At 61.5% G+C, this 22,215-nt stretch carries 21 protein-coding genes and 3 tRNA genes; 4 read left to right on the top strand and 20 right to left on the bottom strand.

Annotated features, from left to right (window positions below):
• Positions 1-29: 29 nt before the first annotated feature.
• From panC to tilS, 13 genes are all read right to left on the bottom strand, one after another.
• On the bottom strand, positions 30-899 hold the full coding sequence (gene panC / locus I6E74_RS03085; RefSeq protein ID WP_197122886.1) for a pantoate--beta-alanine ligase: 870 nt from the start codon (positions 897-899) through the stop codon (positions 30-32).
• Entirely contained in the window at positions 896-1,645 is a 750-nt protein-coding gene (locus I6E74_RS03080; protein ID WP_197122884.1) for a Rossmann-like and DUF2520 domain-containing protein, read from the bottom strand. The genes panC and I6E74_RS03080 overlap by 4 nt, the downstream gene beginning before the upstream one ends.
• Positions 1,645-3,312 (bottom strand): PH domain-containing protein, encoded by a 1,668-nt coding sequence (locus tag I6E74_RS03075; RefSeq protein WP_307784364.1) that lies wholly within the window; start codon positions 3,310-3,312, stop codon positions 1,645-1,647. Before I6E74_RS03075 ends, I6E74_RS03080 begins: the two co-directional genes overlap by 1 nt.
• Positions 3,309-3,794 (bottom strand): PH domain-containing protein, encoded by a 486-nt coding sequence (locus I6E74_RS03070; RefSeq protein WP_197122882.1) that lies wholly within the window; start codon positions 3,792-3,794, stop codon positions 3,309-3,311. Before I6E74_RS03070 ends, I6E74_RS03075 begins: the two co-directional genes overlap by 4 nt.
• Positions 3,791-4,279, bottom strand: coding sequence for a DUF3180 domain-containing protein (locus tag I6E74_RS03065; protein ID WP_197122880.1), 489 nt, complete (start codon positions 4,277-4,279; stop codon positions 3,791-3,793). The genes I6E74_RS03070 and I6E74_RS03065 overlap by 4 nt, the downstream gene beginning before the upstream one ends.
• The gene (folK, locus tag I6E74_RS03060; RefSeq protein ID WP_197122879.1) at positions 4,273-4,803 is read right to left on the bottom strand and encodes a 2-amino-4-hydroxy-6-hydroxymethyldihydropteridine diphosphokinase; all 531 of its coding nucleotides are present in this window, start codon (positions 4,801-4,803) and stop codon (positions 4,273-4,275) included. Before folK ends, I6E74_RS03065 begins: the two co-directional genes overlap by 7 nt.
• Positions 4,800-5,219, bottom strand: a complete 420-nt coding sequence (gene folB / locus I6E74_RS03055) for a dihydroneopterin aldolase (RefSeq protein WP_231604457.1) — start codon at positions 5,217-5,219, stop codon at positions 4,800-4,802. Before folB ends, folK begins: the two co-directional genes overlap by 4 nt.
• The gene (gene folP, locus I6E74_RS03050) at positions 5,216-6,025 is read right to left on the bottom strand and encodes a dihydropteroate synthase (protein WP_307784363.1); all 810 of its coding nucleotides are present in this window, start codon (positions 6,023-6,025) and stop codon (positions 5,216-5,218) included. Before folP ends, folB begins: the two co-directional genes overlap by 4 nt.
• Positions 6,026-6,035: 10 nt before the next feature.
• Entirely contained in the window at positions 6,036-6,620 is a 585-nt protein-coding gene (gene folE, locus I6E74_RS03045; protein WP_197122878.1) for a GTP cyclohydrolase I FolE, read from the bottom strand.
• Between the two features lie 7 nt (positions 6,621-6,627).
• The gene (gene ftsH / locus I6E74_RS03040) at positions 6,628-8,628 is read right to left on the bottom strand and encodes an ATP-dependent zinc metalloprotease FtsH (RefSeq protein WP_197122877.1); all 2,001 of its coding nucleotides are present in this window, start codon (positions 8,626-8,628) and stop codon (positions 6,628-6,630) included.
• 127 nt (positions 8,629-8,755) lie between these two features.
• Positions 8,756-10,189, bottom strand: coding sequence for a serine hydrolase (locus tag I6E74_RS03035; protein WP_197122876.1), 1,434 nt, complete (start codon positions 10,187-10,189; stop codon positions 8,756-8,758).
• A 10-nt stretch (positions 10,190-10,199) separates the two neighbouring features.
• A complete protein-coding gene (gene hpt / locus I6E74_RS03030; RefSeq protein ID WP_129072323.1) occupies positions 10,200-10,751 on the bottom strand; it encodes a hypoxanthine phosphoribosyltransferase in 552 nt (183 codons plus the stop codon).
• The gene (gene tilS, locus I6E74_RS03025; RefSeq protein ID WP_197122875.1) at positions 10,741-11,784 is read right to left on the bottom strand and encodes a tRNA lysidine(34) synthetase TilS; all 1,044 of its coding nucleotides are present in this window, start codon (positions 11,782-11,784) and stop codon (positions 10,741-10,743) included. Before tilS ends, hpt begins: the two co-directional genes overlap by 11 nt.
• A gap of 48 nt (positions 11,785-11,832) precedes the next feature.
• Between tilS and I6E74_RS03020 the strand changes: the two genes are divergently transcribed.
• Complete coding sequence (locus I6E74_RS03020; RefSeq protein ID WP_197122874.1) at positions 11,833-12,324, top strand: inorganic diphosphatase; 492 nt, start codon at positions 11,833-11,835, stop codon at positions 12,322-12,324.
• Between the two features lie 120 nt (positions 12,325-12,444).
• Here the strand turns inward: I6E74_RS03020 and I6E74_RS03015 are convergent, their stop codons facing one another.
• The 3 genes from I6E74_RS03015 to I6E74_RS03005 all read right to left on the bottom strand — a co-directional run bounded on the left by I6E74_RS03015 (position 12,445) and on the right by I6E74_RS03005 (position 16,082).
• Positions 12,445-13,263, bottom strand: coding sequence for an SDR family NAD(P)-dependent oxidoreductase (locus I6E74_RS03015; protein ID WP_197122873.1), 819 nt, complete (start codon positions 13,261-13,263; stop codon positions 12,445-12,447).
• Positions 13,264-13,314: 51 nt separating this feature from the next.
• Positions 13,315-14,646, bottom strand: a complete 1,332-nt coding sequence (locus tag I6E74_RS03010; protein ID WP_231601108.1) for a M23 family metallopeptidase — start codon at positions 14,644-14,646, stop codon at positions 13,315-13,317.
• A 161-nt stretch (positions 14,647-14,807) separates the two neighbouring features.
• Positions 14,808-16,082 (bottom strand): M23 family metallopeptidase, encoded by a 1,275-nt coding sequence (locus I6E74_RS03005; RefSeq protein ID WP_197122871.1) that lies wholly within the window; start codon positions 16,080-16,082, stop codon positions 14,808-14,810.
• A 258-nt stretch (positions 16,083-16,340) separates the two neighbouring features.
• Here I6E74_RS03005 and I6E74_RS03000 point away from each other — a divergent pair.
• The 3 genes from I6E74_RS03000 (at position 16,341) to I6E74_RS02990 (ending at position 16,666) form a co-directional block, all read left to right on the top strand.
• Positions 16,341-16,416 (top strand) — tRNA-Glu (locus tag I6E74_RS03000).
• A 24-nt stretch (positions 16,417-16,440) separates the two neighbouring features.
• Positions 16,441-16,514: transfer RNA gene (locus I6E74_RS02995), tRNA-Asp, on the top strand.
• Positions 16,515-16,593: 79 nt separating this feature from the next.
• Positions 16,594-16,666: transfer RNA gene (locus I6E74_RS02990), tRNA-Phe, on the top strand.
• A gap of 151 nt (positions 16,667-16,817) precedes the next feature.
• On the opposite strand, the gene I6E74_RS02985 is transcribed toward I6E74_RS02990, so the two are convergent.
• From I6E74_RS02985 to I6E74_RS02970, 4 genes are read right to left on the bottom strand one after another with little or no spacing between them, the layout of a single operon-like run.
• Positions 16,818-18,086, bottom strand: a complete 1,269-nt coding sequence (locus I6E74_RS02985; RefSeq protein WP_197122869.1) for a hypothetical protein — start codon at positions 18,084-18,086, stop codon at positions 16,818-16,820.
• Between the two features lie 10 nt (positions 18,087-18,096).
• Positions 18,097-20,385, bottom strand: coding sequence for a hypothetical protein (locus tag I6E74_RS02980; protein WP_197122867.1), 2,289 nt, complete (start codon positions 20,383-20,385; stop codon positions 18,097-18,099).
• Positions 20,385-21,773 carry a hypothetical protein gene (locus I6E74_RS02975; protein WP_197122865.1) on the bottom strand — a complete coding sequence of 463 codons (1,389 nt, stop codon included), beginning with the start codon at positions 21,771-21,773 and terminating at the stop codon, positions 20,385-20,387. The genes I6E74_RS02980 and I6E74_RS02975 overlap by 1 nt, the downstream gene beginning before the upstream one ends.
• Positions 21,766-22,212 carry a hypothetical protein gene (locus I6E74_RS02970; RefSeq protein WP_197122863.1) on the bottom strand — a complete coding sequence of 149 codons (447 nt, stop codon included), beginning with the start codon at positions 22,210-22,212 and terminating at the stop codon, positions 21,766-21,768. The genes I6E74_RS02975 and I6E74_RS02970 overlap by 8 nt, the downstream gene beginning before the upstream one ends.
• Positions 22,213-22,215: the final 3 nt, after the last annotated feature.

Below are 22,215 nucleotides of genomic sequence, written 5' to 3'. Positions count from 1 at the left end.
GCTGTAGCGCCCCAAATTGCAGGCGAAAACTAGCCGACGTAAAGGGTCCAGTTGTCGATCAAGCGGGTGTCTCCCACCCGCGCTGCGATGAGTGCGATTGCCGGGCCACGGTAGCCATCGGGCACCGGCATGAAGGTCTCAGTGTCGACAATCGTGAAGTAGTCGAGTTCGACCCCGGACTCCCCCATGAGAGCTCCCTGCGCTGCGGCGATGACGGCATCGAGGCCGCTATCGGCGGCCGAGCTTGCAGCCTTCAACGCCGTCGACAGTATGACGGCTGCGTGGCGCTGGCTGGCATCCAAGAACTGGTTACGGCTCGACAGCGCGAGGCCATCTTCTTCGCGCACAGTTTCGATGATTTCCAACTGAACCGGGATGTTCAGGTCGGTGATCATGCGGCGAACGAGAAAGAGCTGCTGGGCATCCTTCTGGCCGAAGGTCACGAACTGGGGAGTCGTAATCGCGAGCAGCTTGGCGACCACCGTGAGCACTCCATCGAAGTGGCCGGCGCGGCTCTTGCCCTCAAACATCGCGCCGATCTGACCGGCAGAAATGGTCGTAGTGGGAGCAGACGGCCCCTTCGGGTACATCTCCTCCACGCTGGGGGCGAAGACATAGGGCACCCCCAGTTCGCCGAGCAGGTCGAGGTCTGCATCCATGGTGCGCGGATACTTGTCGAGATCTTCATCGGCACCGAACTGGGTGGGGTTCACAAAGATCGACACAATGCGCACGTCAGCGAGCTCTGCGGCACGCTCAACGTGAGCGAGATGACCCTGGTGGAGGGCACCCAACGTCGGCGTCAGAGCAATGCTGCGGCCGGCGGCACGCTCGTGCGCTACTACGTCGCGCATTCCGGCGACGGTCTCAATAACTTGCGGGCGGGGGTGTGAACTCACGAGGGGTCCTCCTGTGAATGGGGCCTCGGCTCGGGGTCGAGCAAGGAAACATCGATGCTAGTCGCAGTTGCGCGAGTGAGCGCACTCTCGACCGAGGAACGCAGCAGCGGCCCTAAGACGCGAGCGGGGTCATCCACCCCAACACTGCCGAGCAAATCTAAGGATTGGCCGACAATCGCTGCTGAGAAGCTGGTGGCGGTACTCACCGCTTCTGCCCACGACGCTCGCTCGTTTTCAGCGATCACAATCGGCTCGGCACCCATCTCCACGACAAGCGCTTGCGCGATCGGCAACACCGGGGTTGGCGCGCTGACAGCGCAATACGCTTCGTGCAAGCGCGTGAGATCGAGACTCGTTCCCGTGAAGACCATGGCCGGATGCAGCGCCAGGGGAATCGCTCCCACTGCCAGCACCGACGCCAAGGCCTGATAGCCGAGCCCAGGCGCGGTGTGCAGCACAAGTTGCCCCGGCTGCCACACTCCAGCATCGGCGAGACCCTTCGCAAAGGACTCGATCTCGGCCTCAGGAATCGCCAGAATCACGAGCTCGCTGCGTTCCACGAGAGTGGGGATATCGAGCACCGGAACGTCGGGGAGGATCGCGCTAGCGCGCTCAAGGTTGCGCTCAGACGTCGCGGCGATGCCCACAATCGCGTGGCCAGCGCCCGCGAGCGCTGCGCCAAGAATGGGGCCGACTTTGCCCGCGCCAATGATGCCGATTCCGAGCCGGCCCGCCGCCTGCGCCATTACGCCTGTCCCTCAGGGGTTGTTGGTGCCGGGGACTCGGTGTTCGCACCGGCACTGCGCCAGCGGTGACTCGTGTCTACTCCGGCGGCATGCACTGCTGCGTGCTCAACCTCATCGAAGAAGCGCACAACATCGTCGCGGTCGAGCGCACCGATGGTGGCCGAAATCGGCCCAGCGACCGTATGAATCCGCAACTCGGCGAGCCCCATCCGGCGCAGCAGCGGACCCTCATTCATGCTGACGCTCTGCATGCGGGCTTGCGGCACAAGCACGAGGGAACGCCAGATGGCTCCCTTGCGCAGCGCTACGGCATCCGAAATCAGCACGAAACCGTTGCGGCGCCAAGAGAACCAGCGCAACCAGGCCGCCCGCTTGGGCGAGGTGACGTAGTCGTCGTCGTGGGCTCCAGCGGCGAGGCCGCACTCGAGCAGTTCACGCGACTTGTCGTCAGCGAGGCTCGGCAGAATGAGTTGCAGCACGCGGTGCACGTCGGCCATATCTCCGACCGGGAGCAGTGTGGTTTTCGCGGTTGCGCCGCTTGAGCTTGCCGCTTGCGAGGCGGTGTTGATCTTGATTTCCCACCAGCCGGCTGGACGCCACATCAGTGGCTGCGAGACTTCAACGGCGTGAATGCGGCCGGGTGGCAGCGTCTCGTTGGTAGTCGAGAGGAGGCCGTACCCAACTCGGATGCCGTCTGCAGTCGACGCGATGGAGTATCGCAACGACCGCGTGAGCCGCGATCCGAGGTAACCGGCGAGCCCCAGAAAACCGGGAAGAATAATGAAGATCCAGCCGACGTCGCCCGTGGTGATAACAGTGGTGATGATGCCGATAGCCGCCAGAATCGCGAAGACTGTCGGTCCGCTCAGGAGAAGCGAACCGATGAGCCGCGGAATGCCGATGCGCACGATCGACTCGGGCGGTGCCGTGTTCGGGTCGAGCTCGGGGGCCAGAAGTTCGTTGACCCGGGATTCGACGAGGCCACCGACGCCGGGGAGTGCGGCTGGTCCTGCAATTGCGGCCGCTTCGGCCGCACGCGTGCCCGAGGCAAGCTGCAGTATCGCGAGGCGCAAATCATCCGCGCCCTTGGAGCCCAGATACGCCAACTCAACGTTCGCGTCTTGACCGGCCACATTCACTTCAAGTTTGGCTGCGCCGAACAGGCGGGCCAAGAACGGCCGCGAAATATTGATGCCCTGGATGCGGTCGAGTCGACCGCGACGGTTGGTGCGGAAGAGGATGCCGCTGCGCACCTCCACAAGCTCATCGGTGATGCGGAAGGTGTGCATCCGCCACGACAGATAGAAGCCGCCAACGCTCAGAAGCAAGATGACGACTACGGCGAGGATGGCCAAGATGAGGAGGCTGGACTCGGCAAAACGTTCAAAGAACCGCAGCTCACGGCTGCCGCCACCAAAAATGACGTCGAGAAAGACATCGCGAGCGTTCACGACAATGACACCGATAATGGCCACGAAGGCGATGCCACCGCGCAAGAACGGAGTGGCCGGGTGCAGGCGATGCCATTCGCCATCGGCGAGGCGACGGGCGCTCTCGGGCACGTTCAGCTCAACGGGGCCGAGCGGTTCGCTTGGCTCCAGAGGGACGCCTGGCTCCAGAGGGACGCCGGGCTCGCCGGGGTCGAAGGGATCGCGCGGGTCGCTCACAGTCCGGCCCTGCGGCTTTCAGCCAGGGCGACGAGCCTGTCTCTCAACTCCTCAGCGTCCTGCTCGGGCAGGCCGGGGATGACAACCCCGGTGGATGCCGCTGCCGTCACGAACTTGAGTTCGCTGAGGCCAACGGCGCGATCGAGGGGTCCGCGGTTGATGTCGACGAGCTGCATGCGGCCGTAGGGCACAGCAACCACGCGGCGGAACATCAGTCCGCGCCGAAAGACTAGGTCATCTTCGCGCAGCATGTACCCGATTGCCCGCACGCGTCGCGGTGTGAGCGCGATGTTGATGATGAAGATGATGCCAAGCGAAACGGGAATCACGGCAAGCCACTGAATCCCGGTCAGGACGGTGGGGATCGAGGTGGCGACGGTCAGCACGATGCCCGTAATCAGCAGCCCGACCGCTTCCACGATCGTGTACTTGCGGGAGACGCCGCGCCACTCGGCGCCGGGGAGATCGAGTCGCTCGGTCACGCTGCTCCTTGGGGGTCCATCGGGTTCCGCGATGACGGGTCGTCATCATCTGGCGGGATGGTGCACAAATATTCGGCAACCAATCCTGCGATCAGCAACACTATCGCGCCAGCCGAAACGACAAAGCTCGTGGCGATGGCGCCAGTTTCGGGAGAAACGGTGCGACTCAGCAGGTAGACCGCGATGCCGAGGGCGGTTCCCCCGAGTAGAGCCCCGGCGAAGCTCGATGCTTTCGCGAGCACGACAACACGCAGGGCGAAGAAGGGATTCACACGTTCTTTACGCAGTCCGCGTGATGAGCGGTAGATCGGTACTGCCAGCACGACCACGATCACGGCGATCAAGAACAGCGACACCGCCAACGCGACCGAGGGGGTCACAATCGGATTTCCGGATGCGGTGAGCACGACTTCGAGCAACCAGCCGACGACGGCTCCCGCCGCGGCTATGGTCACCAAGTGCACGGCTGACGTGCGGGCTACCACAGGGGCGCTGCCTCAAACTCGGTGGCGTCGTTCTCGATGCCCGCGAGGGCGTCTGCCGCGCTTCCGATTCCGGCGAGCTGCGCGTGCGGGTCAAGCTGAAGCAGCGGCACAAGCACGAACGATCGTTCCGCGGCCCGCGGATGCGGAATCGTCAACAATTCGTCATCCACCTGCAGGTGCGCGAAAGAAATGATGTCGATATCGAGGGTGCGGTCGCCCCAGCGTTCATCGCGCACACGGCCATGCGCGGCTTCGACGTGCTGCAGTTCGGCGAGGAGGGCGTGGGGCTCCAGCGAACTGCGCGCTAACACCACCGCATTGAGATACGCGGGCGCAGAGTGGTCGATGCCCGAGAGTTTCAGGGCCGGCGTCTGCACAATGCTGGAGGCGGCATCCACTGTCACACCGTCGATGCGGTTGATGGCGTGCACCGCATCGCGCAGAGTAGTTTCGCGGTCGCCCAGATTGCTGCCAATGGCAAGCATCACCGGCAACTCGACGTGGAGTCGTTGCTGGCGCATCATCGCAGTGGCTGCGGTTCTGCGCTGAAGCCGGCGGTCTGGGCGCGAGCTGCACGCTGGCGCGTGATCGTGACCGAGACATCAGTGAACGGCACCGTGATGGGCGCTTCTGGTTTGTGCAGCGTGATCTTGGTGCTCACTGCGGCCTCATGCGCGAGCACCGCGGCGGCGATGCGTTCAGCAACCGTCTCGATGAGATCAACGGGATTGCTCTCGACGGCGGCGACGATCTCTTCGGCCAAGACACCGTAGTGAATCGTGCGGTCGAGGTCGTCGGTGCGCGCAGCAGCTGCGAAGTCGAGATACACGGTCGCGTCGATCACGAAAACTTGGCCGTCGCGACGCTCGTGGTCGAAGACGCCATGGAAAGCCGTGGCGCGCAGGCCAGTGAGAGTGATTTCGTCCAGTGCGGGATTCATCGTTTCTTGCCCTTCTGCATCGCTCGATAGACGGAAAGCGCCACCTGCGTTGACGGGACATCGTGCACGCGCACGGCCCACATCCCCGCTTCGGCGGCAACGTTGCTGATTACCGCGGTAGCAAGATCGCGGTCGGCCGGTGGCGCATCGGCGGGGAGCATTTTGGCGAGAAAGCGCTTGCGTGATGCCCCAATGAGCACCGGATGCCCGAGTGATGCAATCTCGTCGATGCGCGCTAGCAGCGCCCAGTTGTGGCGCGCGTCTTTCGCAAAACCGAGACCCGGATCGAGCACGACCCGTGTGGGCTTCACTCCCCACACCATCATCTCGGCCAGTCGAGCCTTTAGCTCGCTGCGCACATCCGCGACGACATCGTCATAGTGCGCGAGTTGCCCCATCGTGGTGCTGTGCCCCCGCCAGTGCATCGCGATATAAAGCAGATCCGTTTCGGCAACCGTGCGGTACATTTCCGGGTCAGCAAGCCCACCGGAAACATCGTTGATAATGGATGCTCCCGCTGTCGCCGCGGCCAGTGCAGTCTCGGCATTCATGGTGTCAACGCTCACGGTCACGCCTTCAGCCGTGAGGGCCTTGATCACCGGGATTACGCGCTGCTGTTCCGCCGCGGCAGACACCCGCTCCGCACCAGGGCGAGTCGATTCGCCGCCGACATCGACGACATCCGCGCCCTGATTGCGCAGTTCGATGCCACGCGCGATTGCGGCGTCAACGTGTTCGAACTGGCCGCCGTCGCTAAAAGAATCAGGCGTGACATTCAGGATGCCCATAACTTGGGGAACCGCCACGCGAGGGTTTCTACGCATCGCCACCTCGGCCGATGAGCGCCATCACTTCTGCGCGCTCCACGGGATCGCTGAGCACACCGCGAGAGGCCAACGTGACCGTGGAGCTTGCCGTTTGGCGTGGTCCGCGAGCAGACACACAACCGTGAACAGCGTCGATCACGACCAGCACACCCCGCGGCGACAAGCCCTCGTTGATCGCGTCAGTGATCTCCTCGGTTAACCGCTCTTGCAGTTGGGCACGCGCGGCAATGGTCTCCACGACCCGAGCGATATTGCCCAACCCGATGATTCGTTCATCCGGAACGTAGGCGACATGCGCGACGCCCAGAAACGGCAACAAGTGGTGTTCGCACATTGACCGGAACTCGATGTCGCGCACGAGCACCAATTCGCCGGTCTGGTCTGCCTTGGCAGTGAACTCGATGCTGTCGGAAAGGTGCACAAGCGGGTCGATCGCGTTGCCCGCAAAGAACTCGGAGTACGCCTCGGCGACCCTTCGCGGGGTGGCGGTGAGGCCTGCCCGGGCAGGGTCTTCGCCGACTGCAGCCAAAATCTCGGCTACCGCAGCTTCAATGCGTGCGAGGTCGATCGACATGGTGTCCCTAGGCCGTTGCTACCCCGGGCGACTTACGTGGCCGTGGGGTGCGTGCCGGCTTCGAGGGGGTGCTTTCGTCGCTGTCGCTAGCGTCAGCCTTCGCCACCTTCTTCTTGGGGACCTTGATGGGAGGCAACTGCGACACCGGACGCGCGTCACTCGAGAGCCACTGGGGGCGCTCGGGAAGCTTGGCGATTCCCTTGAAGATCTTGTCCAGCTCGACGTGGTCGAGAGTCTCTTTCTCCATCAGCTCAAGCGCGATCTTGTCGAGCACCTTGCGGTTCTCGTTGAGCATCTGCCATGCCTCGTCGTGAGCTTTCTCGATCAGCAGGCGAACTTCTTCGTCAATGATCTTGGCGAGCTCGTCGGAGTATTCGCGGCTCGAACTCATATCGCGACCCATGAAGGGTTCACTCGATGCACTGCCCAGCTTCACGGAACCGACTCGGGCACTCATGCCGTATTCGGTGACCATACGGCGAGCAATTGAGGTGGCTTTCTCAATGTCGTTGGATGCACCGGTCGTCGGGTCGTGGAACACGATTTCTTCCGCAACCCGGCCACCCATCGCGTAGGCGAGCTGATCGAGCAACTCGTTACGCGAGACGGAGTACTTGTCTTCGAGCGGCATGACCATCGTGTAACCGAGGGCACGGCCGCGAGGAAGAATGGTGATCTTCGTGACGGGGTCGGTGTTGCGCATCGAGGCGGCAGCGACCGCGTGACCACCCTCGTGGTACGCCGTGACGAGCTTCTCTTTGTCGTTCATGAGTCGCGAACGACGCTGAGGGCCAGCCATGACACGGTCAACTGCCTCGTCGAGGGCCCGGTTGTCGATGAGCTGCGCGTTGGAGCGCGCAGTCAGCAAGGCTGCTTCGTTGAGCACATTCGCGAGGTCAGCACCGGTGAAGCCTGGCGTCTTACGAGCGAGCACTTCAAGGTCAACGCCCTCGGCCATGGGCTTGCCCTTGGCGTGCACTTCGAGAATCTGTTTGCGGCCGATCTTGTCGGGAGCATCCACACCGATCTGACGGTCGAAACGACCGGGGCGCAGAAGCGCGGGGTCGAGAACGTCCGGACGGTTCGTTGCAGCGATGAGGATCACGTTGGCGTTCACGTCGAAGCCATCCATCTCAACCAGCAACTGGTTGAGAGTCTGCTCGCGCTCATCGTTGCCGCCACCGATTCCGGCACCACGGTGACGACCGACAGCATCGATCTCGTCGATAAAGATGATTGCGGGAGCATTCTGCTTGGCCTGTTCGAAGAGGTCACGAACACGGCTTGCACCGACACCCACGAACATTTCAACGAAGTCAGAACCAGAGATTGTGTAGAACGGCACGCCAGCTTCCCCCGCGGTGGCCTTGGCCAGCAGGGTCTTACCGGTTCCGGGAGGGCCGTACAGCAGTACGCCCTTCGGAATGCGGGCGCCAACAGCCAAGAACTTGGCCGGTTCCTTCAGGAAGTCTTTGATTTCTTCGAGCTCTTCGATGGCCTCGTCAGCACCAGCGACATCCGCAAAAGTGGCCTGCGGGCTGTCTTTACCGACGAGCTTGGCCTTCGACTTGCCGAACTGCATGACCTTGCCGCCGCCACCCTGCATGCGGCTGAAGATGAAGAAGAAGATGATGCCGATGATGAGGAACGGCAGCATGATCGAGAGGAAGGAGACGAAGAAGTTCTCTTGAGGAACTTGGTCGTTGAATTCGGAGACGTCAGCACCGTTGATCGCCGAGACAATCTCGGTGCCCCGGGGCGCTACGTAGTAGAACTGCACCTTCGTGCCGTTGTCGCCGTCGGCTTTGGAAAGCTCGAGGTCGACGCGCTGCTCGCCGTCGATGATCGTGGCGGAGGACACCGTCGATCCCTGAAGAAGGTCGAGACCCTCTTGCGTGGTGATCTCTTTGTAGCCCTCGCCGAGGAGAAGGCTCGCGGCGATGGAGACGGCGGCGATACCGATGATGATGTACGGAATGGGGCCGCGGAAGATGCGCTTAAAATCCATGATGTTCCGGGTCGGGCGACCCAGTGCCTCTCTCTGAAGAAACGTGCTGCAAGGTTACCGTTATCGCGCTGCAAGACCACTGCATGTTTGCCCTCGGCGTAATGCGGTCCGCGCGAGGTCTCGGCGGTTAGTCGGTTTCGGTGGTGACTGCGAAGGTTTGCACGCGGGGTGGCAGTTCGGGGCTCATCAAGATGTGGCACTTGATGCGACCGCGTTCGCCATCGATCGTCCAGTTGGTCACGGCAGGGGTGTCGCTGAGGGTGCGGGGCAATTCAGTGAGCGGCGCACCGGTGAGCGGCCCCACCTCAGCAATCGCTTTCGCAATGCCAGCGATGCGCTCTTCCCACGGAACATCGAGCGCAAGGTTCACAGCCGCAAGCGCATTCGCGGTCGGGGTATCCCACTCGTGAATGAGTCCATCGAAGACGTCGCGAGCGGCCAGAGTTTCGGGCCAGGCCGGAGCTGGCGTCGTCAGCTCGCCGTACGCATTCAACGCGGCCTGCAAAGCCTGAGTTGCCGGGATCGAGGATGCGGCAAACGTGCCATTCTCGAATGCCACGATGCCGAGCCCGGTTGGCGCATGCCAGCGCATGTGGGCACTCACGCCGGGGTAACCGCCCGAGTGCGACACGATCTTCGTCGTACCTTCATCGATGAACAGCCCGTAGCCGTACCCGTGCGCGGTCGGCTCCGAGAACTCGGCGGTTTTCGACAGGCCCGTCGGCACGGCACGCTGAATCTGCTGAAGTTCGCGACGGCTGGCAGCAGACAGCGGTCCGTCGGAGGCGTCTTCGGGATCGAGGGCGCCCGCGAGCCACAGCGACCAGCGCACCAGGTCTGTCGCGCTGGAAAACAAACCACCCATGGAGGAGAAGACTCCGGGCCCGGTGAACGGCTGAACTTCCCACTGCCCATCCGCGAGCCGGTAGCCGAGGGCGGTATCAGCATCCGGATCTTCGGCAAAGGTCGTCGAGGTGAGACCGAGCGGCGCGAGAATTTCGGCCGCGATCGCCTCGATGTACGGGCGCCCCGTGATCTCGGCAATGACTTCACCGAGCAGGGCGTAGCCGAGGTTCGAGTACTCAAAGCGAGTGCCGGGCAAGCTGGAATAGCGGATGCCCGCCGCCATGAACTCGTCGAGTTCGGCCCGCGTCATGTCCTCCACGCGGTCGCCCCACGGGTTATCGGTCGGGAACCCCGCCGACATCGTCATGAGCTGACGCACACTCGGAGTCACGGGAGCCGCCGCTGGCTCAAGCGGAGTGAACGCCGGAACAAAGTCAGTGATCGGCGCATCGAGGTTGAGCTGGCCACGATCGCGCAGCATCAGCAACATCGTGCACGTGAAGCTCTTGGTGCACGACGCGATACGGAACACCGTGTCGCGGTCGGGAGCGTTGCCCTCGCCGAGAACCTTCTCGCCGTAGCCGCCCTCCAACACGATGCCATCGGGTCCGAAGACCGCGAAGAATGATGCTGGAGCCTTTTGCTCGGCTACCCGATTCTCGAACAGCCCAACGATCTCGTCGGATGCCTGATCAATTGCTGCCTTCGCCCGCATTCAGCCGGCCCTACGCGTACACGTGGGGAGCGAGTACTGCGATTCCGCGAAGGTTGCGGTACTTCTCAGCGAAGTCGAGGCCGTAGCCCACCACGAAGGCGTTCGGGATGTCGAAGCCAACGTACTTGACGTCAACTTCGACCTTGGCGGCATCCGGCTTACGCAGCAGGGTGCAGATCTCTACCGAGGCAGCGCCGCGGCTGCGGAGGTTGCCGAGCAACCAGGAGAGCGTGAGGCCCGAGTCGATGATGTCTTCGACGATAAGAACCTTGCGGCCCTCGAGGTCGCTGTCGAGGTCTTTGAGGATGCGAACGACACCCGAGGACTGCGTGCCGGCGCCGTACGAGGAGACGGCCATCCAGTCCATCTCGATGGGCAGAGCCAATTCGCGAGCCAGGTCCGCCATCACCATGACGGCACCGCGAAGCACGCCAACCAGCAGCACCTTCTCGCCGGCGTAGTCGATCTCGATCTGACGCGCCATCACGGCGATCTTCTCGTGGATCTCTTCCTGGGTCAGAAGGACCTCGCTGAGGTCTCCTTCGACATCGCTAAACTGCATCGCGTTCCTCACTGTGGGCCGAAAAGTGGAGAAGGTTCTCTCGTCGTTCAACCCTAACGCCGGGAACGTCGATCGGTCCCTGCCCCTTCCAGTCGGTGACAAGGCGCGCGATCTCCAGAGTGTGGGTGCGGCTGAGCGACACATGAAACTCGCTAGCGACCGCCAACCTAATCAAACGCTGGCGAAGAGCGGCAGGATTGGCCGCAAGCGCGCGCACCGGCAGCGAGATTCCGGCCTCCGAAATCTCGGCCAAATCTTCGGCCATTTCTTCGGCAAAATGGTCGAGTGCTTCGGCATCTTCGCGCGCTTGGTCGGCCGTGCGCACTAAAGCGTCGCGGATGCCGGGCCCCAGTTCACTCTCCAGCAGCGGCAAAACAGTCTGCCGAACCCGCACTCGCGTGTACGAGGTATCGAGGTTGTGCGGGTCATTCCACGCCACGATTCCGGAGTCTTCGCAGCACTGAACGGTCGTGGTTCGCGGCACAGCCAGCAGTGGCCGCAGGTACTGGCCGGTGTCGATTGCCATGCCTTTGAGGCTGCCCGCTCCGCTGCCGCGGGCGAGGCCCAGCAGCACGGTTTCGGCCTGATCGTCGAGCGTGTGGCCGAGCAGCACGCGGATGGCGCCATGCTCGGCGGCGGCTTCCGCGAGCGCCGCGTAGCGCGCGTCACGGGCGGCAGACTCGGGGCCTCCGGCGTCACCAACGAGTACCGAGCGGATGTCAACGGGGTCGAGCCCGAGGTCGCGAGCCTGCTGTGCGGCGGCGGCTGCAACATCCGCAGACCCGTCTTGGAGGTTGTGATTGACGATCACGGCACCGGCTCGCATGCCGGCCTTGGACGCTTCGAAGGCCGTCGCCGCCGCCAGCGCGAGCGAGTCGGGGCCGCCGCTGAGGGCGACAAGTACGAGCGGTTCTGCGCCCGCAGTGCCCGCCGCTGAGTCTGCGGAGACCGGTACCGCGCCAAGCGCAGTGCGCACAGCACGCCGAACATCAGCAATTGCGGGCGTAAGACGGGGGCGCCGTTCGGAGTGCATCCAGTAACGTTATTGCAGCAACCCCATAATTTTCTTAGGAGCACCTAGATGGCCGCATACGACGTTGTCGTTGAGATTCCGCGCGGAAGCCGGAACAAGTACGAAGTTGACCACGTAACTGGTCGCGTTTTTCTTGACCGTTACCTGTTCACGACCTTCGCATACCCCACCGACTATGGCTTCTTCGAGAACACTCTCGGCCTCGACGGTGACCCCGTAGACGCCCTGATTCTTCTCGATGCCCCCACCTTCCCCGGTGTTGGCATTTCGGTTCGCCCGGTCGCTGTGCTCAACATGAGCGACGATGGCGGCATCGACTCCAAGGTCATTTGCGTTCAGGCGAAAGACCCGCGCTGGTCGTACATTCAGGACCTGAACGATGTGCCTGAGTTCACGCGCAAAGAGATCGAGCACTTCTTCGAGCACTACAAAGACCTCGAGCCCGGCAAGTGGGTCAAGATCGACGGTTGGGGCGACGCCGCAGAAGCTGAGGCGATCGTTCTCGCTGGCTTCGAGAAGCTCAAGGCCGAAGGCCACTAGGCAGCACCAAGCACTCCTCGCGCACCGTGCTTACGTACCGCGCGCGTCACCCCGATGGCGGATGCTCAGGCATTCGCCATCGGCGTTTAACCGAGTAGCGCTGCTCAGCGCCCGGCTCGCTCAGCGACCGGTGAACTCGTCCATCGAGTTGTAGACCTTGAAGACTCGACCAGCCACGAAATCCCAAGCGCGCGTCGGCAGCAGCCCTTTGAGCCCGCGAGCGAGCCCCACCGTCCACGGCTTCATGAGCAGTGGTTTGCCGCGGAGCATCGCCGACCACGCTGCGGCGGTGGCTTTCTCGGGAGTCATGATCGGGGTCCACAGCGGGCCTCGGACGCCGGCAAACATCCCGGTGCTGATGTAGCTGGGCGCGAAGGTAGTCACCGCAATATGGGCGTGGCCCGCTTTGATCAGTTCAAGGCGCAGCGAATCGCTCCAGCCGATCATGGCCCATTTGGATGCCGCGTAGACACTCATGTTCGGATTCGAGAGAGTGCCGGCCGCCGACGCAATGTTGAGGATGCGGCTTGACTCTCCACCCTCGATCATCGCCGGCAGCAGTTCGCGCGAGAGGTACATCGCCGCGAGGGTGTTGATCTGCATGGTCGCTTCGATATCGCGAACAGCGTCGTGCTCCCAGAAGTAACCGCTGCGTACGATGCCCGCGTTGTTGATGAGCACGTGTGGGGTTCCCACTTCGGCGCGGATACGGTCGGCGGCGGACTCGATTGCGGTGCGGGACGAGAGATCGACAACGTAACTGCTGACGGAACCGCCCGCAGCGCGCAGAGCGGCTGCCGCGACATCCAGAGCCGTGGCATCGACGTCGAGCAGCACTACTTTCGCGGCGCCCTCAGCGACAGCGCGCTGAGCATAGATCTCGCCCATTCCGCGGGCAGCGCCCGTAATCACAACAACGAGTCCGGCGACTGAGTGCATGGCGTGCTCCCTCTGCGAGAGACCTCGTTGCCTCACGCGTGTGGTCAGACTTTAGCCGAGGCTAACGCCCTTACCTGACATGAATGTGACGGGGTTCGTAGTGTCCCAGCCGTTGGGACGAACCTCAAAGTGGAGGTGGCAACCGGTGGAGTTTCCGGTCGAGCCCACGCTGGCGATCTTCGTTCCGACGGCCACACTCTGACCGTACGAGACGTTGATTCCGCCAGCAACAATGTGACCGTAGGCAGTGCGCACTCCACCAGCGTGTTCGATGATGATGTAGTTGCCGTAGCCGCCATTCCAGCCATAACCGGCATAGACGACAGTCCCGCTTGATGCGGCGTAGATCGGTGAGCCACAACTGGCACCGATATCGGTTCCCTTGTGGAAGCTCGAACCGTAGTTCGAGCTGTAGCCGTACACCGACGTGATGTAGCCATAAGCGGGCTTAGTCCAGCCGTTGGCGCTCGAGGAGCCTGAACCTGAACTTGCACCACCGGTAGAGCCACCGCTCTGAGCGGCTGCAGCAGCAGCAGCCGCGGCGGCAGCAGCAGCCTTCGCAGCAGCTGCCTTCTCGGCGGCGATGCGTTCTTCTTCGCGTTTCTTGACGCCAGCCTGGTAGTCGGCTTCGGTTACTACGCGCTCGGCAGTGAGCGCAGCAAGCTGGGCGTCGAACTCAGCCTTGCGTTCCTGCTGCTCAGCTACTGCGGTTTCCGCTGCAGCTGCTGCAGCTTGAGCTTCCTCAAACGCTTTCTCGGCGGCGATCTTCAGAACTTCGAGTTCGGCGCGAGCCACTTCGGCAGCATCGCTCAGCGACTGCGCCGTGTTACGAGCTTGAACGGCACGATCAAACAGAGCGGATGTCTGCTGCGAGATCTTCGACGACATCCCCAGGTTGTAGAGCAGCGCGTCTGCGTCCTGCGAGTTGGCGAGGAGGTTCGTGGTGACGTCTCCGCCACCGGCACGCACGAGCCGCGCAGCAAGCTCACCGATGCGCTGCTCAGCGTCATCGGCTTCGGCGCTTGCGTCATCCGCTTGCTCTTGCAGAGTTTCGGTCTGTGCGGCCTTCGCTTGGTACTTCGTGTCTGCCTCTTGCCAAATGTTGCCTTTTTCTTCGGCATCCTTTTGAGTGGCGACGGCGTGAGCTTCGAGTTCAATCAGTGCGGCCTTGATGCGGTCGACGACCTTTTGAGTCGCCGCTTCGTTGTTTCGGGCCTCAGTGACTTCGCTCCACGTGGGGTAGTCATCGGCGAAAGCAGCCTGGCTACTTCCCGCAACAACGCTGACACCGACGACAAGGCTGAGCGCCGCGACGAAACTGATTACCCGAAAAGATTGTGAGCGAAGCGTACGCTTTGCTGCGGTCCCCCGACTCGCATGCATGACCTTCAATTGTTCCCCTAAACATTATTGAGCGCCGACTAATGGCCATTAGTCACACGAATAACATTGACCACACTAACAACATGCGACCCAAAAGTCTCAACCTTTTGTTGAATGCGCGCTTCGCAAGGTTTTCCTCAGCGGGAGCGCGTTCTGAGGCTTTAGCCGAGTTGGATGCCTTGCCCGGCCATGAACGGCACCGGGTTCGTCGTATCCCAGCCGTTGGGGCGCACCTCAAAGTGAAGGTGGCATCCGGTGGAGTTTCCGGTCGAGCCCACGCTGGCGATCTTCGTTCCGACGGCCACACTCTGCCCAGAAGAAACCTGAATGCCGCCGTCGACGATGTGGCCATACGCGGTGCGCACTCCACCAGCGTGCTCAATGATGATGTAGTTTCCGTACCCGCCATTCCAGCCATAACCGGCATAGACAACGGTTCCGCTCGACGCCGCGTAAATGCCAGCACCACAAGCAGCACCGATATCGGTTCCCTTATGGAATTTGGACCCGTAATTCGAGCTGTAGCCATACACCGACGTGATGTATCCGCCGGCGGGGCGAGCCCAACCGCTCAGACTGATTTCACCCGCGTCCAAGTTCGGAACCTGTGCAGCAGCTGCTGCAGCAGCACGGGCAGCTTCGCGCTCACGCACGCCCTCTAGATAGCTGTCTTCAGTTGACTTGCGCGCAGAAGTCAGCGCGGCGAGTTGAGCGTCAAACTCAATCTTGCGCTCCTGCTGCTCGGCGAGAGCTTCCTCGGCGGCCTGAGCGGCGGCTTGAGCCTCAGCAAAAGCCTCTTCAGCAGCGATCTTGAGGATCTCGAGCTCAGCGCGAGCAACCTCAGCAGCATCCGTCAGCGACTGCGCTGTGTTGCGAGCCTGAACGGCACGCTCAAATAGAGCGGATGTCTGCTGCGAGATCTTCGACGACATCCCCAGGTTGTAGAGCAGCGCATCCGCGTCCTGCGAATTGGCCAAAAGGCTAGTGGTCACGTCGCCACCACCGGCACGCACGAGCCGCGACGCAAGCTCACCGATGCGCGTCTCAGCTTCGTCAGCTTCGGCGCTTGCGGCATCCGCTTGCTCTTGCAAAGTTGCGGTCTGGGCTGCCTTGGCCTGGTACTTCGTATCGGCCTCTTGCCAGATGTTGCCCTTTTCTTCGGCATCTTTCTGGGCAGCTGCAGCGTCAGCCTCGAGTTGAACGAGTGCCGCCTCGATGCGCTCTACAACCTTTTTGGTTGCGGCTTCATCATCGCGGGCCTCGGTGACATCGCTCCAGGTGGGGTAGTCATCGGCGAAGGCAGCCTGGCTCGTGCCGGCAACGACGCTCACGCCGACAACGAGGCTAAGCGCGGCAGTAAAACCAACGACGCGGAACGCTATCGAGCGAAACGCTCGCGTTGCCGTGGTTCCCCGACTCGCATGCATGACCTTCATTATTCCCCTCAGCGTTATCGGTCGTGGGTTGAGAGCCCGTAGCCACACGGGGAAAGTGCACCCGCGCTAACGACACCTGGCCCAAAAGTCTCAACCATTTAATGAACGTAGTATCTGAACGCCTCAGAGTCAGGTACATTTAAGCCTGTTGGGAAAAAGCGTTTCGCGAGATACAAAATAGTTTGCTTCTCAGTTTGGTAAATCACGAAACGCACCGTATGCTTTTCCCTCGGTAGCTAAGAAGTTCTGTGACTTCGAGGCCCCATCGTTTAGTGGCCTAGGACACCGCCCTTTCACGGCGGCAGCACGGGTTCGAATCCCGTTGGGGTCACCAGACACACACAGAATTTAATAGCTTGGCCCTGTAGCGCAGTTGGTTAGCGCGCCGCCCTGTCACGGCGGAGGTCGCCGGTTCAAGTCCGGTCAGGGTCGCAAAACAGAAAGCCTCTTCGCAAGGAGGGGCTTTTTCTGTAGCAAGGGGCAACTCTTGCGCGTAGGAGGAAACTCTTACGGCTCTGTAGCTCAGTTGGTAGAGCGCACGACTGAAAATCGTGAGGTCACGGGATCGACGCCCGTCGGAGCCACTTGACCCTTTCCCGGGCTTCTACCGGGCGAGGGTCATTTTCGTTTTCGAGCGCTCAGGCCAGCCTTCGTCAGAGCTTGTCGTGCATTACGAAAAGTTTTGGTCGCGCACGAACTCGACGAAGGTGTAATTCGACGCCAATCCCTTTCGCTCTAACGACTGCGGAGAGCGCGGGCCACTCTGGCTCCCGTAACAGCAGCACGCACACGACTCTCGTCGAGTTGACCGCCGGAAGCTTCCACGGCATTAATCACATCTTTGACTGTGGCGCCTGCGAGGGTTCCTATCCGCCCGAAGCCTGCCGCGCCTAAAACATCGGCATCCGTCTCCGATACGGATGCCAGCCCGACCACGCCACTCGACATAAGCGCGCCTCCGCTACGATCGGCGACATCCGCCCGCAATACAGAGTCGCGCAGCGAGTCCCTCTCGGAAGCGCTCGCGCCCGCCAACACCCGTTCCGTCACTAGGTTGACGAGGCCCGCGTCGGTGAGACTTTCACTTTCCGAGACCCCGTCGGTGAGGGCGACGACCAAGGCGTCGCCGTTGGCCCGAACGGAACCAACCGTACGTTCACCAGCCACACCGCCCAGCCGTTCTTCGACAATGGATGTAAAGCGATTGAGATCCTCAACCGCGAGGGGACGACCTGATGATGTGGCGAGACGATCGGCATTGATGACAAGACTGTCCGCAGGCATGACAACTTCGCGCCCATCCGTATCTATAACGAAGCTGCCGAGACGACCCGGATCGACCGGGAATGGCTCTGTTCCCGCAACAACCGTCGCCGACCCCCCTTTGAACACTTTTCCCCCCGTGATCATCTCCTTTTGCACCTCGGACATCATGATCTCGTCTCCAAGCCGGGAAACGATGACGGATTGTTCTCCGATATTTGCACTGCCCAGGTACTCCCACGCGCCCGGTCGAATCGTCGCGGTGTTACCTGTGCTGGATCCAGACTTGAGGTCCTGGATCTGACGATCCATGTCAGTGATTTTGGCTTCAAGCTCACCCACGACTCCGACCAAATCGGCTCGTAGCGCCCGAACGCACCCTGACAGTGCAGAGAATTGTTCGGACACTCCATCGAGGTCGGCCTCAAGGGCATGAAAACGAGCGTTGAAGCCGAGTTCCTCAGGGGTGAGTCCCGCTTGGACCCGGCTGACGCCATCTACCCAATCGGTGTGTTCAAATGACCGCTCGAACGTAGCCCTGCAGCGCTCATCGGTGGCCTCGACCTCCGTGGTGAACCGAAACGCGGGTTTCCCTTTGCCCCCGACGTAGCCCACGAGCATGTGCCCGATGAGGTTCATGACCTCGGTGTTCTGCATCCCCGCCGCGATTAGCCCATCGGCGATAGCGACGGTCGATACGCCGTCGACGAAAATTGCTTCTTTGTTTATCTCGATGGCCATCAGGTTCTCCTTATGGTGTGCGATCGGCCGAACGGCGCGACCAACGGACTTGGCGGTATTGGTGGTAACTGCGGGAGGCGCGAGAAGTAAGCCACTCGGACTCGCCGTCGCCATCCGCGTCGACGTGCGCACGCCGCAGGTCGAATGTGTTGATCTCTATTCCTATGGGGCAAAACGCCCCCAACAGGTTCATGACGTAGCCGTACTGCTCTGCGGTGAGCAGCGCTTCGGGGTCCGCGAGGGTGATTCGCACCCCATAGGGATCTGCCAAACCGACCCGATGGTAGCCAACGACAGCGACGAGACCGATCCCCTCAGCGCGTGCGCGAACCCGCACAGAAGTAGATCCGTCAGCGGATATTCCACACGGATGTCGCTGTACAGAGTGTGGACCCGAGATAATCGCTGTCTCTGTCCACCAGTACGCAGCAGCTGGCGGTTCGCCAGGGACCGAAAGCGACCCAGGTAGCTGGGCGACGGAAGCAACCAAGACAAGCGAATCACTCGAGGCACTCGACAACCCAACGACCGAGGAAAAGCCACCGTCGGTCAGCACCCGAGACAGCTCCGAGACGTGTTTCACAAGGCTGTCGTCACCTCGTGTGCCCACGACCTCTTCGCGCTTCCAGAGAAACGCAACGGCAAGGTCGAGGTCCGCCGCGCCTAAGAGGCTCGTTGCCTGAGCGGCGCTGTCCCTAGCTACGATTCCGGCCTTGACCAAGGGCGCGAAAGCAACAGGAGCATCAGGAGCATCACCAGCGATTGACTCGACGATCTCTGTCAGTTGTGCCCCGTCGACGATCGACATCAGACGCAGCTGCTCGCCGACCGCGAAAGCACCTTCGACCCGCTGTCGAGCCTGTGCCGCCAAAACGTGGACGCCTCCGCTAGACGCACTGACATAGCGAGCTCGAAGCCTCACCGAGTCGCCGGGGTCGAGCCTGCCGGGCCCCTCGATGCTCAATCCATGCATCGGGAATGGAGACAAGAGGACTTCCTTCGTGGAATGCTCGACGACAGTAACGAATCCACACGCATTGAAGAACCATGCCCCTAGGGGATCGTCCTCGACCGGCCGAGGGTGCATATCTGCTGCAAGGGCAACATTGGGGTCCTCGACACGTTCGGATCGTGCGACTTCTGGAATTCTTTCGACAAGCGTCTTGAGCTGCTCCTGCGTCAACTTCCCTGCGACGATTCCTAGCCCGAGCTCGAACTCGGACCCCGCCTGAGGATCATGGGCTTTGTTGAGCGAAATCTGATCCGAAATGCCGACTCCTCGCATCAACCGCACAGCACTAGCGAGACAACGAGCCGCACCCGGATGAAGGTATCGAGCGGAATCCCCCGCGGGAACGATAACTTCAGAGCGAATAGTTGCGCGATCCGCTTCCCATTCAACCCGTCGCGCGGGAGGAAGTTGCGTTGGCGCCCGATGCAGAAGGTCGACGAGATGGTTCCGGCGCAATTTCTTATGAAAGTCGTTGAGCGACGAGCCATCGCCGACCTCAACGAGTTTGAGGGCAACGCTGAGCGGGTTGATCTGCTCAATAATGTCGAACCGGTGCTTGACGCCAGCTAACGCAGGAAGCCCTCGGTTGGCACCTTCAGGATCTCCAGGACCATTGAGCGCATTCGCGAAACCGCCGGGAGTCGAAAGCCGGAATGCTCTAAAGATCGCCAGACGGGCGCGGTAAGCGTCATCCGCTTCATCGATGTCGGTCCGCCTGGGAACTCCGAGTTCCACGCCAAGCACATCGAGGGAATGGCGCCGAGCAAGATCCAGCGAACGGCTCGCAGCGACTTCGCGGGCCTGCGCAATGAGCCGCTGTTTCTCTAATGCACCAATCACAGCGAGCTTGCCAAGCACTCCCGTGACTAAACGTCCCTCAAGAAGCTCCTCGACATCCGGAGATTGCAGTGCGGGCTCCTCCGGCGAGGTACCCGAGAAAGCCGCATCGCCGCCCTGATATCTCACGGTTACATGAACGCTGAAAGGTCCCGAGAGATCCGCAGTCGTAGTAGGGGCCACGGCCGGCAAAGCGGTTCCCTCGTGGCTATAAGCGCCGAATACAACATCTGGGTGACGCTGTTCACCCACCACGATAGAGACGACAAGGCGTTCGTCAACAAGCGGTCGACGAAGGCAGAGCAACAATGTGGGGTGGCGATGCGACGCGGTAACGGCAAGGGTCCCGTCAACGATGGCGATCGTATCGCCGCCGACGCCGCCGTTGTAGGGCACAGGAAGTGCCGCTTTCGCCGACGCGAAAACGTCTGCGTCGAGTAGCCGCGTCATCAGAGAATCCGCAGTGGATCAAGGTCCTCGACGAGAACCGCAACTTCAGACTCGCCGATTGACAAGTCACTCCCGCATGCCGCGATATCGAATGTCTCAGCAGTGGTGGAGCCGACGCTGGCAGGGAAGCGCCGCAGCCGCAGGTTGGTACAGTTCGTGACGCCGGGCTCCTCCATGATTGCCCACAAGACTTCGGCGAAGCGCACTGCCTCCGCTATTTGCAGCCCTGAGACGTAGCGTCGGATTCGGTTGAGTATGCGCTGTTTGAGCGCCTTAGCCTGCTCACTCTCGTTGACGGCTGCAGGATCGCCCGAAGGTACAGGAAGTCCCTCGACAGCCAAGTCGCAGGTCAGCGACACAGCAATCTGGCTCGCTTCCTCGACCCGGGGGAAGATGCCGATGGGTCGAATTTCATCGACAGCTGCCTCAACGCGAGCTTTCAACTGGCTCGGTCCTAGCCAAATCGCTCCATCCCCCGGCGCCACGACGATGGTAAAGAAGTACGGTGAAGCCAGTGACCTCTCCTGCGAGAAGAGTCGCTCAACAAAACTGAAATTGCCGAAGATCGACTGGTTGATGTCCAGCCCTCCGTAGAGGTCTTTGACAAGTACCTGACGTACGCCGGGAACAAGCGAGACAGCGATCCTAATCGCGTCCGGGCTCCAGATGTTGCGGGGGTAGGCCAGAAGGAGATCACGATATTCCTCATCGGACCACACGAGCTCGCCCCCCGTTGTTGGTTCGCCATGATCAATCTCCACGATCGGCTCACCAAGCCTCGACTCGATGGAACGGACTCTGTCGCTCCGATGATCGTATTGGTTGAACTGCGCAATAAGTTGATCAGGACTCGAAGCATTGAGATTCTGCGCCGGACCCGGGACGAAGGCAATAACGGGGACCAGCGCGGAACGACGGGTATTCACTAGCTCCACACGTTCCCCGATGAAATAGTCGTGCCCCCCGCCGCTAAGCAGTCGAGTGCCGCGCTCGAGCACCAACTCAGGATCGGAGCTAGGTAAGTCGGTTGCGAGTGAGATGGTGACGGTGCCGACTGCACGCCGGTACGGCCGAGAAATGCCCAATTCCTCCCCCAGCCCGCTGAGGAAGCTGCCCTCGGCTGTGACAACACTCGTGTTTCCGGAATAGGAGTCGAGATGCTCCCAGCACCTCAGTTCCTCGACACACATCAGCTCAAGAACCTTTCGGACCGCTGACCCGGCTGTGAGGTCGATGTCATCTCCGAAGAGGACCCGAGCGGCCGCGAGCTTCTCGTCAACGAGTCTCCCGAGGGGTTTCGGCACGAAACCATTCGCCGTAATCCCGAACTCCTTACCCCGCTCGCTTGAACGGACTAATGCCTCCAGATCGGTAGCTAAATCAGCCATCAGAACCCACCTCTTCCCACGTCACATCGATCACTTGATCAGTCACAGTCCGCGCTTGCACTACGATCCGCCACAACCGCCGCCCAGGGTCGTCACGGACAACCCGAACATTGAGCACGGCCGCAATACGTGAGTCTGCGGCTATCACTCGCATGGTCGCTAGGCGCAACAACTCTTCGCTGAGCCGTGCCCCGCCACCTCGTGTGAGGGCTGTTAGCCCCTCAAAACCAAACCGCCGATGAAGCACATCGCCGCCAAGCGGCGTGAGCAAGGCAACTTTGAGGTCTTGGGCCAGAGCGTCGGCGCCCGTTTCGATCCTGAGGTCGCGTCCGCCGGCTGTCGAATCGAGAGCGAGATCGAGTCCTATTCGCGCTCCGGGCGCTACCTCTTCGAGACCGAACGTTCTTCCGAGCACTCGGGCTTGCTGGGTGGAGTCCATGAT

It is taken from the genome of Salinibacterium sp. SWN139 (assembly GCF_015864625.1).
In the GTDB taxonomy this organism is placed as follows: domain Bacteria; phylum Actinomycetota; class Actinomycetes; order Actinomycetales; family Microbacteriaceae; genus Rhodoglobus.
The sequence above is the reverse complement of the archived record's forward strand: the minus strand, read 5'-3'. Positions and strand labels throughout refer to the sequence as shown.

Bases quoted from the DNA above. Each gene is read 5' to 3' on its own strand.
- I6E74_RS03080 (WP_197122884.1), bottom strand. From the start codon at position 1,645: ATGGCGCAGGCGGCGGGCCGGCTCGGAATCGGCATCATTGGCGCGGGC.
- folK (WP_197122879.1), bottom strand. From the start codon at position 4,803: ATGATGCGCCAGCAACGACTCCACGTCGAGTTGCCGGTGATGCTTGCC.
- folB (WP_231604457.1), bottom strand. From the start codon at position 5,219: ATGAATCCCGCACTGGACGAAATCACTCTCACTGGCCTGCGCGCCACG.
- folE (WP_197122878.1), bottom strand. From the start codon at position 6,620: ATGTCGATCGACCTCGCACGCATTGAAGCTGCGGTAGCCGAGATTTTG.
- ftsH (WP_197122877.1), bottom strand. From the start codon at position 8,628: ATGGATTTTAAGCGCATCTTCCGCGGCCCCATTCCGTACATCATCATC.
- I6E74_RS03035 (WP_197122876.1), bottom strand. From the start codon at position 10,189: ATGCGGGCGAAGGCAGCAATTGATCAGGCATCCGACGAGATCGTTGGG.
- hpt (WP_129072323.1), bottom strand. From the start codon at position 10,751: ATGCAGTTTAGCGATGTCGAAGGAGACCTCAGCGAGGTCCTTCTGACC.
- tilS (WP_197122875.1), bottom strand. From the start codon at position 11,784: ATGCACTCCGAACGGCGCCCCCGTCTTACGCCCGCAATTGCTGATGTT.
- I6E74_RS03020 (WP_197122874.1), top strand. From the start codon at position 11,833: ATGGCCGCATACGACGTTGTCGTTGAGATTCCGCGCGGAAGCCGGAAC.
- I6E74_RS03015 (WP_197122873.1), bottom strand. From the start codon at position 13,263: ATGCACTCAGTCGCCGGACTCGTTGTTGTGATTACGGGCGCTGCCCGC.
- I6E74_RS03010 (WP_231601108.1), bottom strand. From the start codon at position 14,646: ATGCATGCGAGTCGGGGGACCGCAGCAAAGCGTACGCTTCGCTCACAA.
- I6E74_RS03005 (WP_197122871.1), bottom strand. From the start codon at position 16,082: ATGAAGGTCATGCATGCGAGTCGGGGAACCACGGCAACGCGAGCGTTT.
- I6E74_RS02985 (WP_197122869.1), bottom strand. From the start codon at position 18,086: ATGGCCATCGAGATAAACAAAGAAGCAATTTTCGTCGACGGCGTATCG.
- I6E74_RS02980 (WP_197122867.1), bottom strand. From the start codon at position 20,385: ATGACGCGGCTACTCGACGCAGACGTTTTCGCGTCGGCGAAAGCGGCA.
- I6E74_RS02975 (WP_197122865.1), bottom strand. From the start codon at position 21,773: ATGGCTGATTTAGCTACCGATCTGGAGGCATTAGTCCGTTCAAGCGAG.
- I6E74_RS02970 (WP_197122863.1), bottom strand. From the start codon at position 22,212: ATGGACTCCACCCAGCAAGCCCGAGTGCTCGGAAGAACGTTCGGTCTC.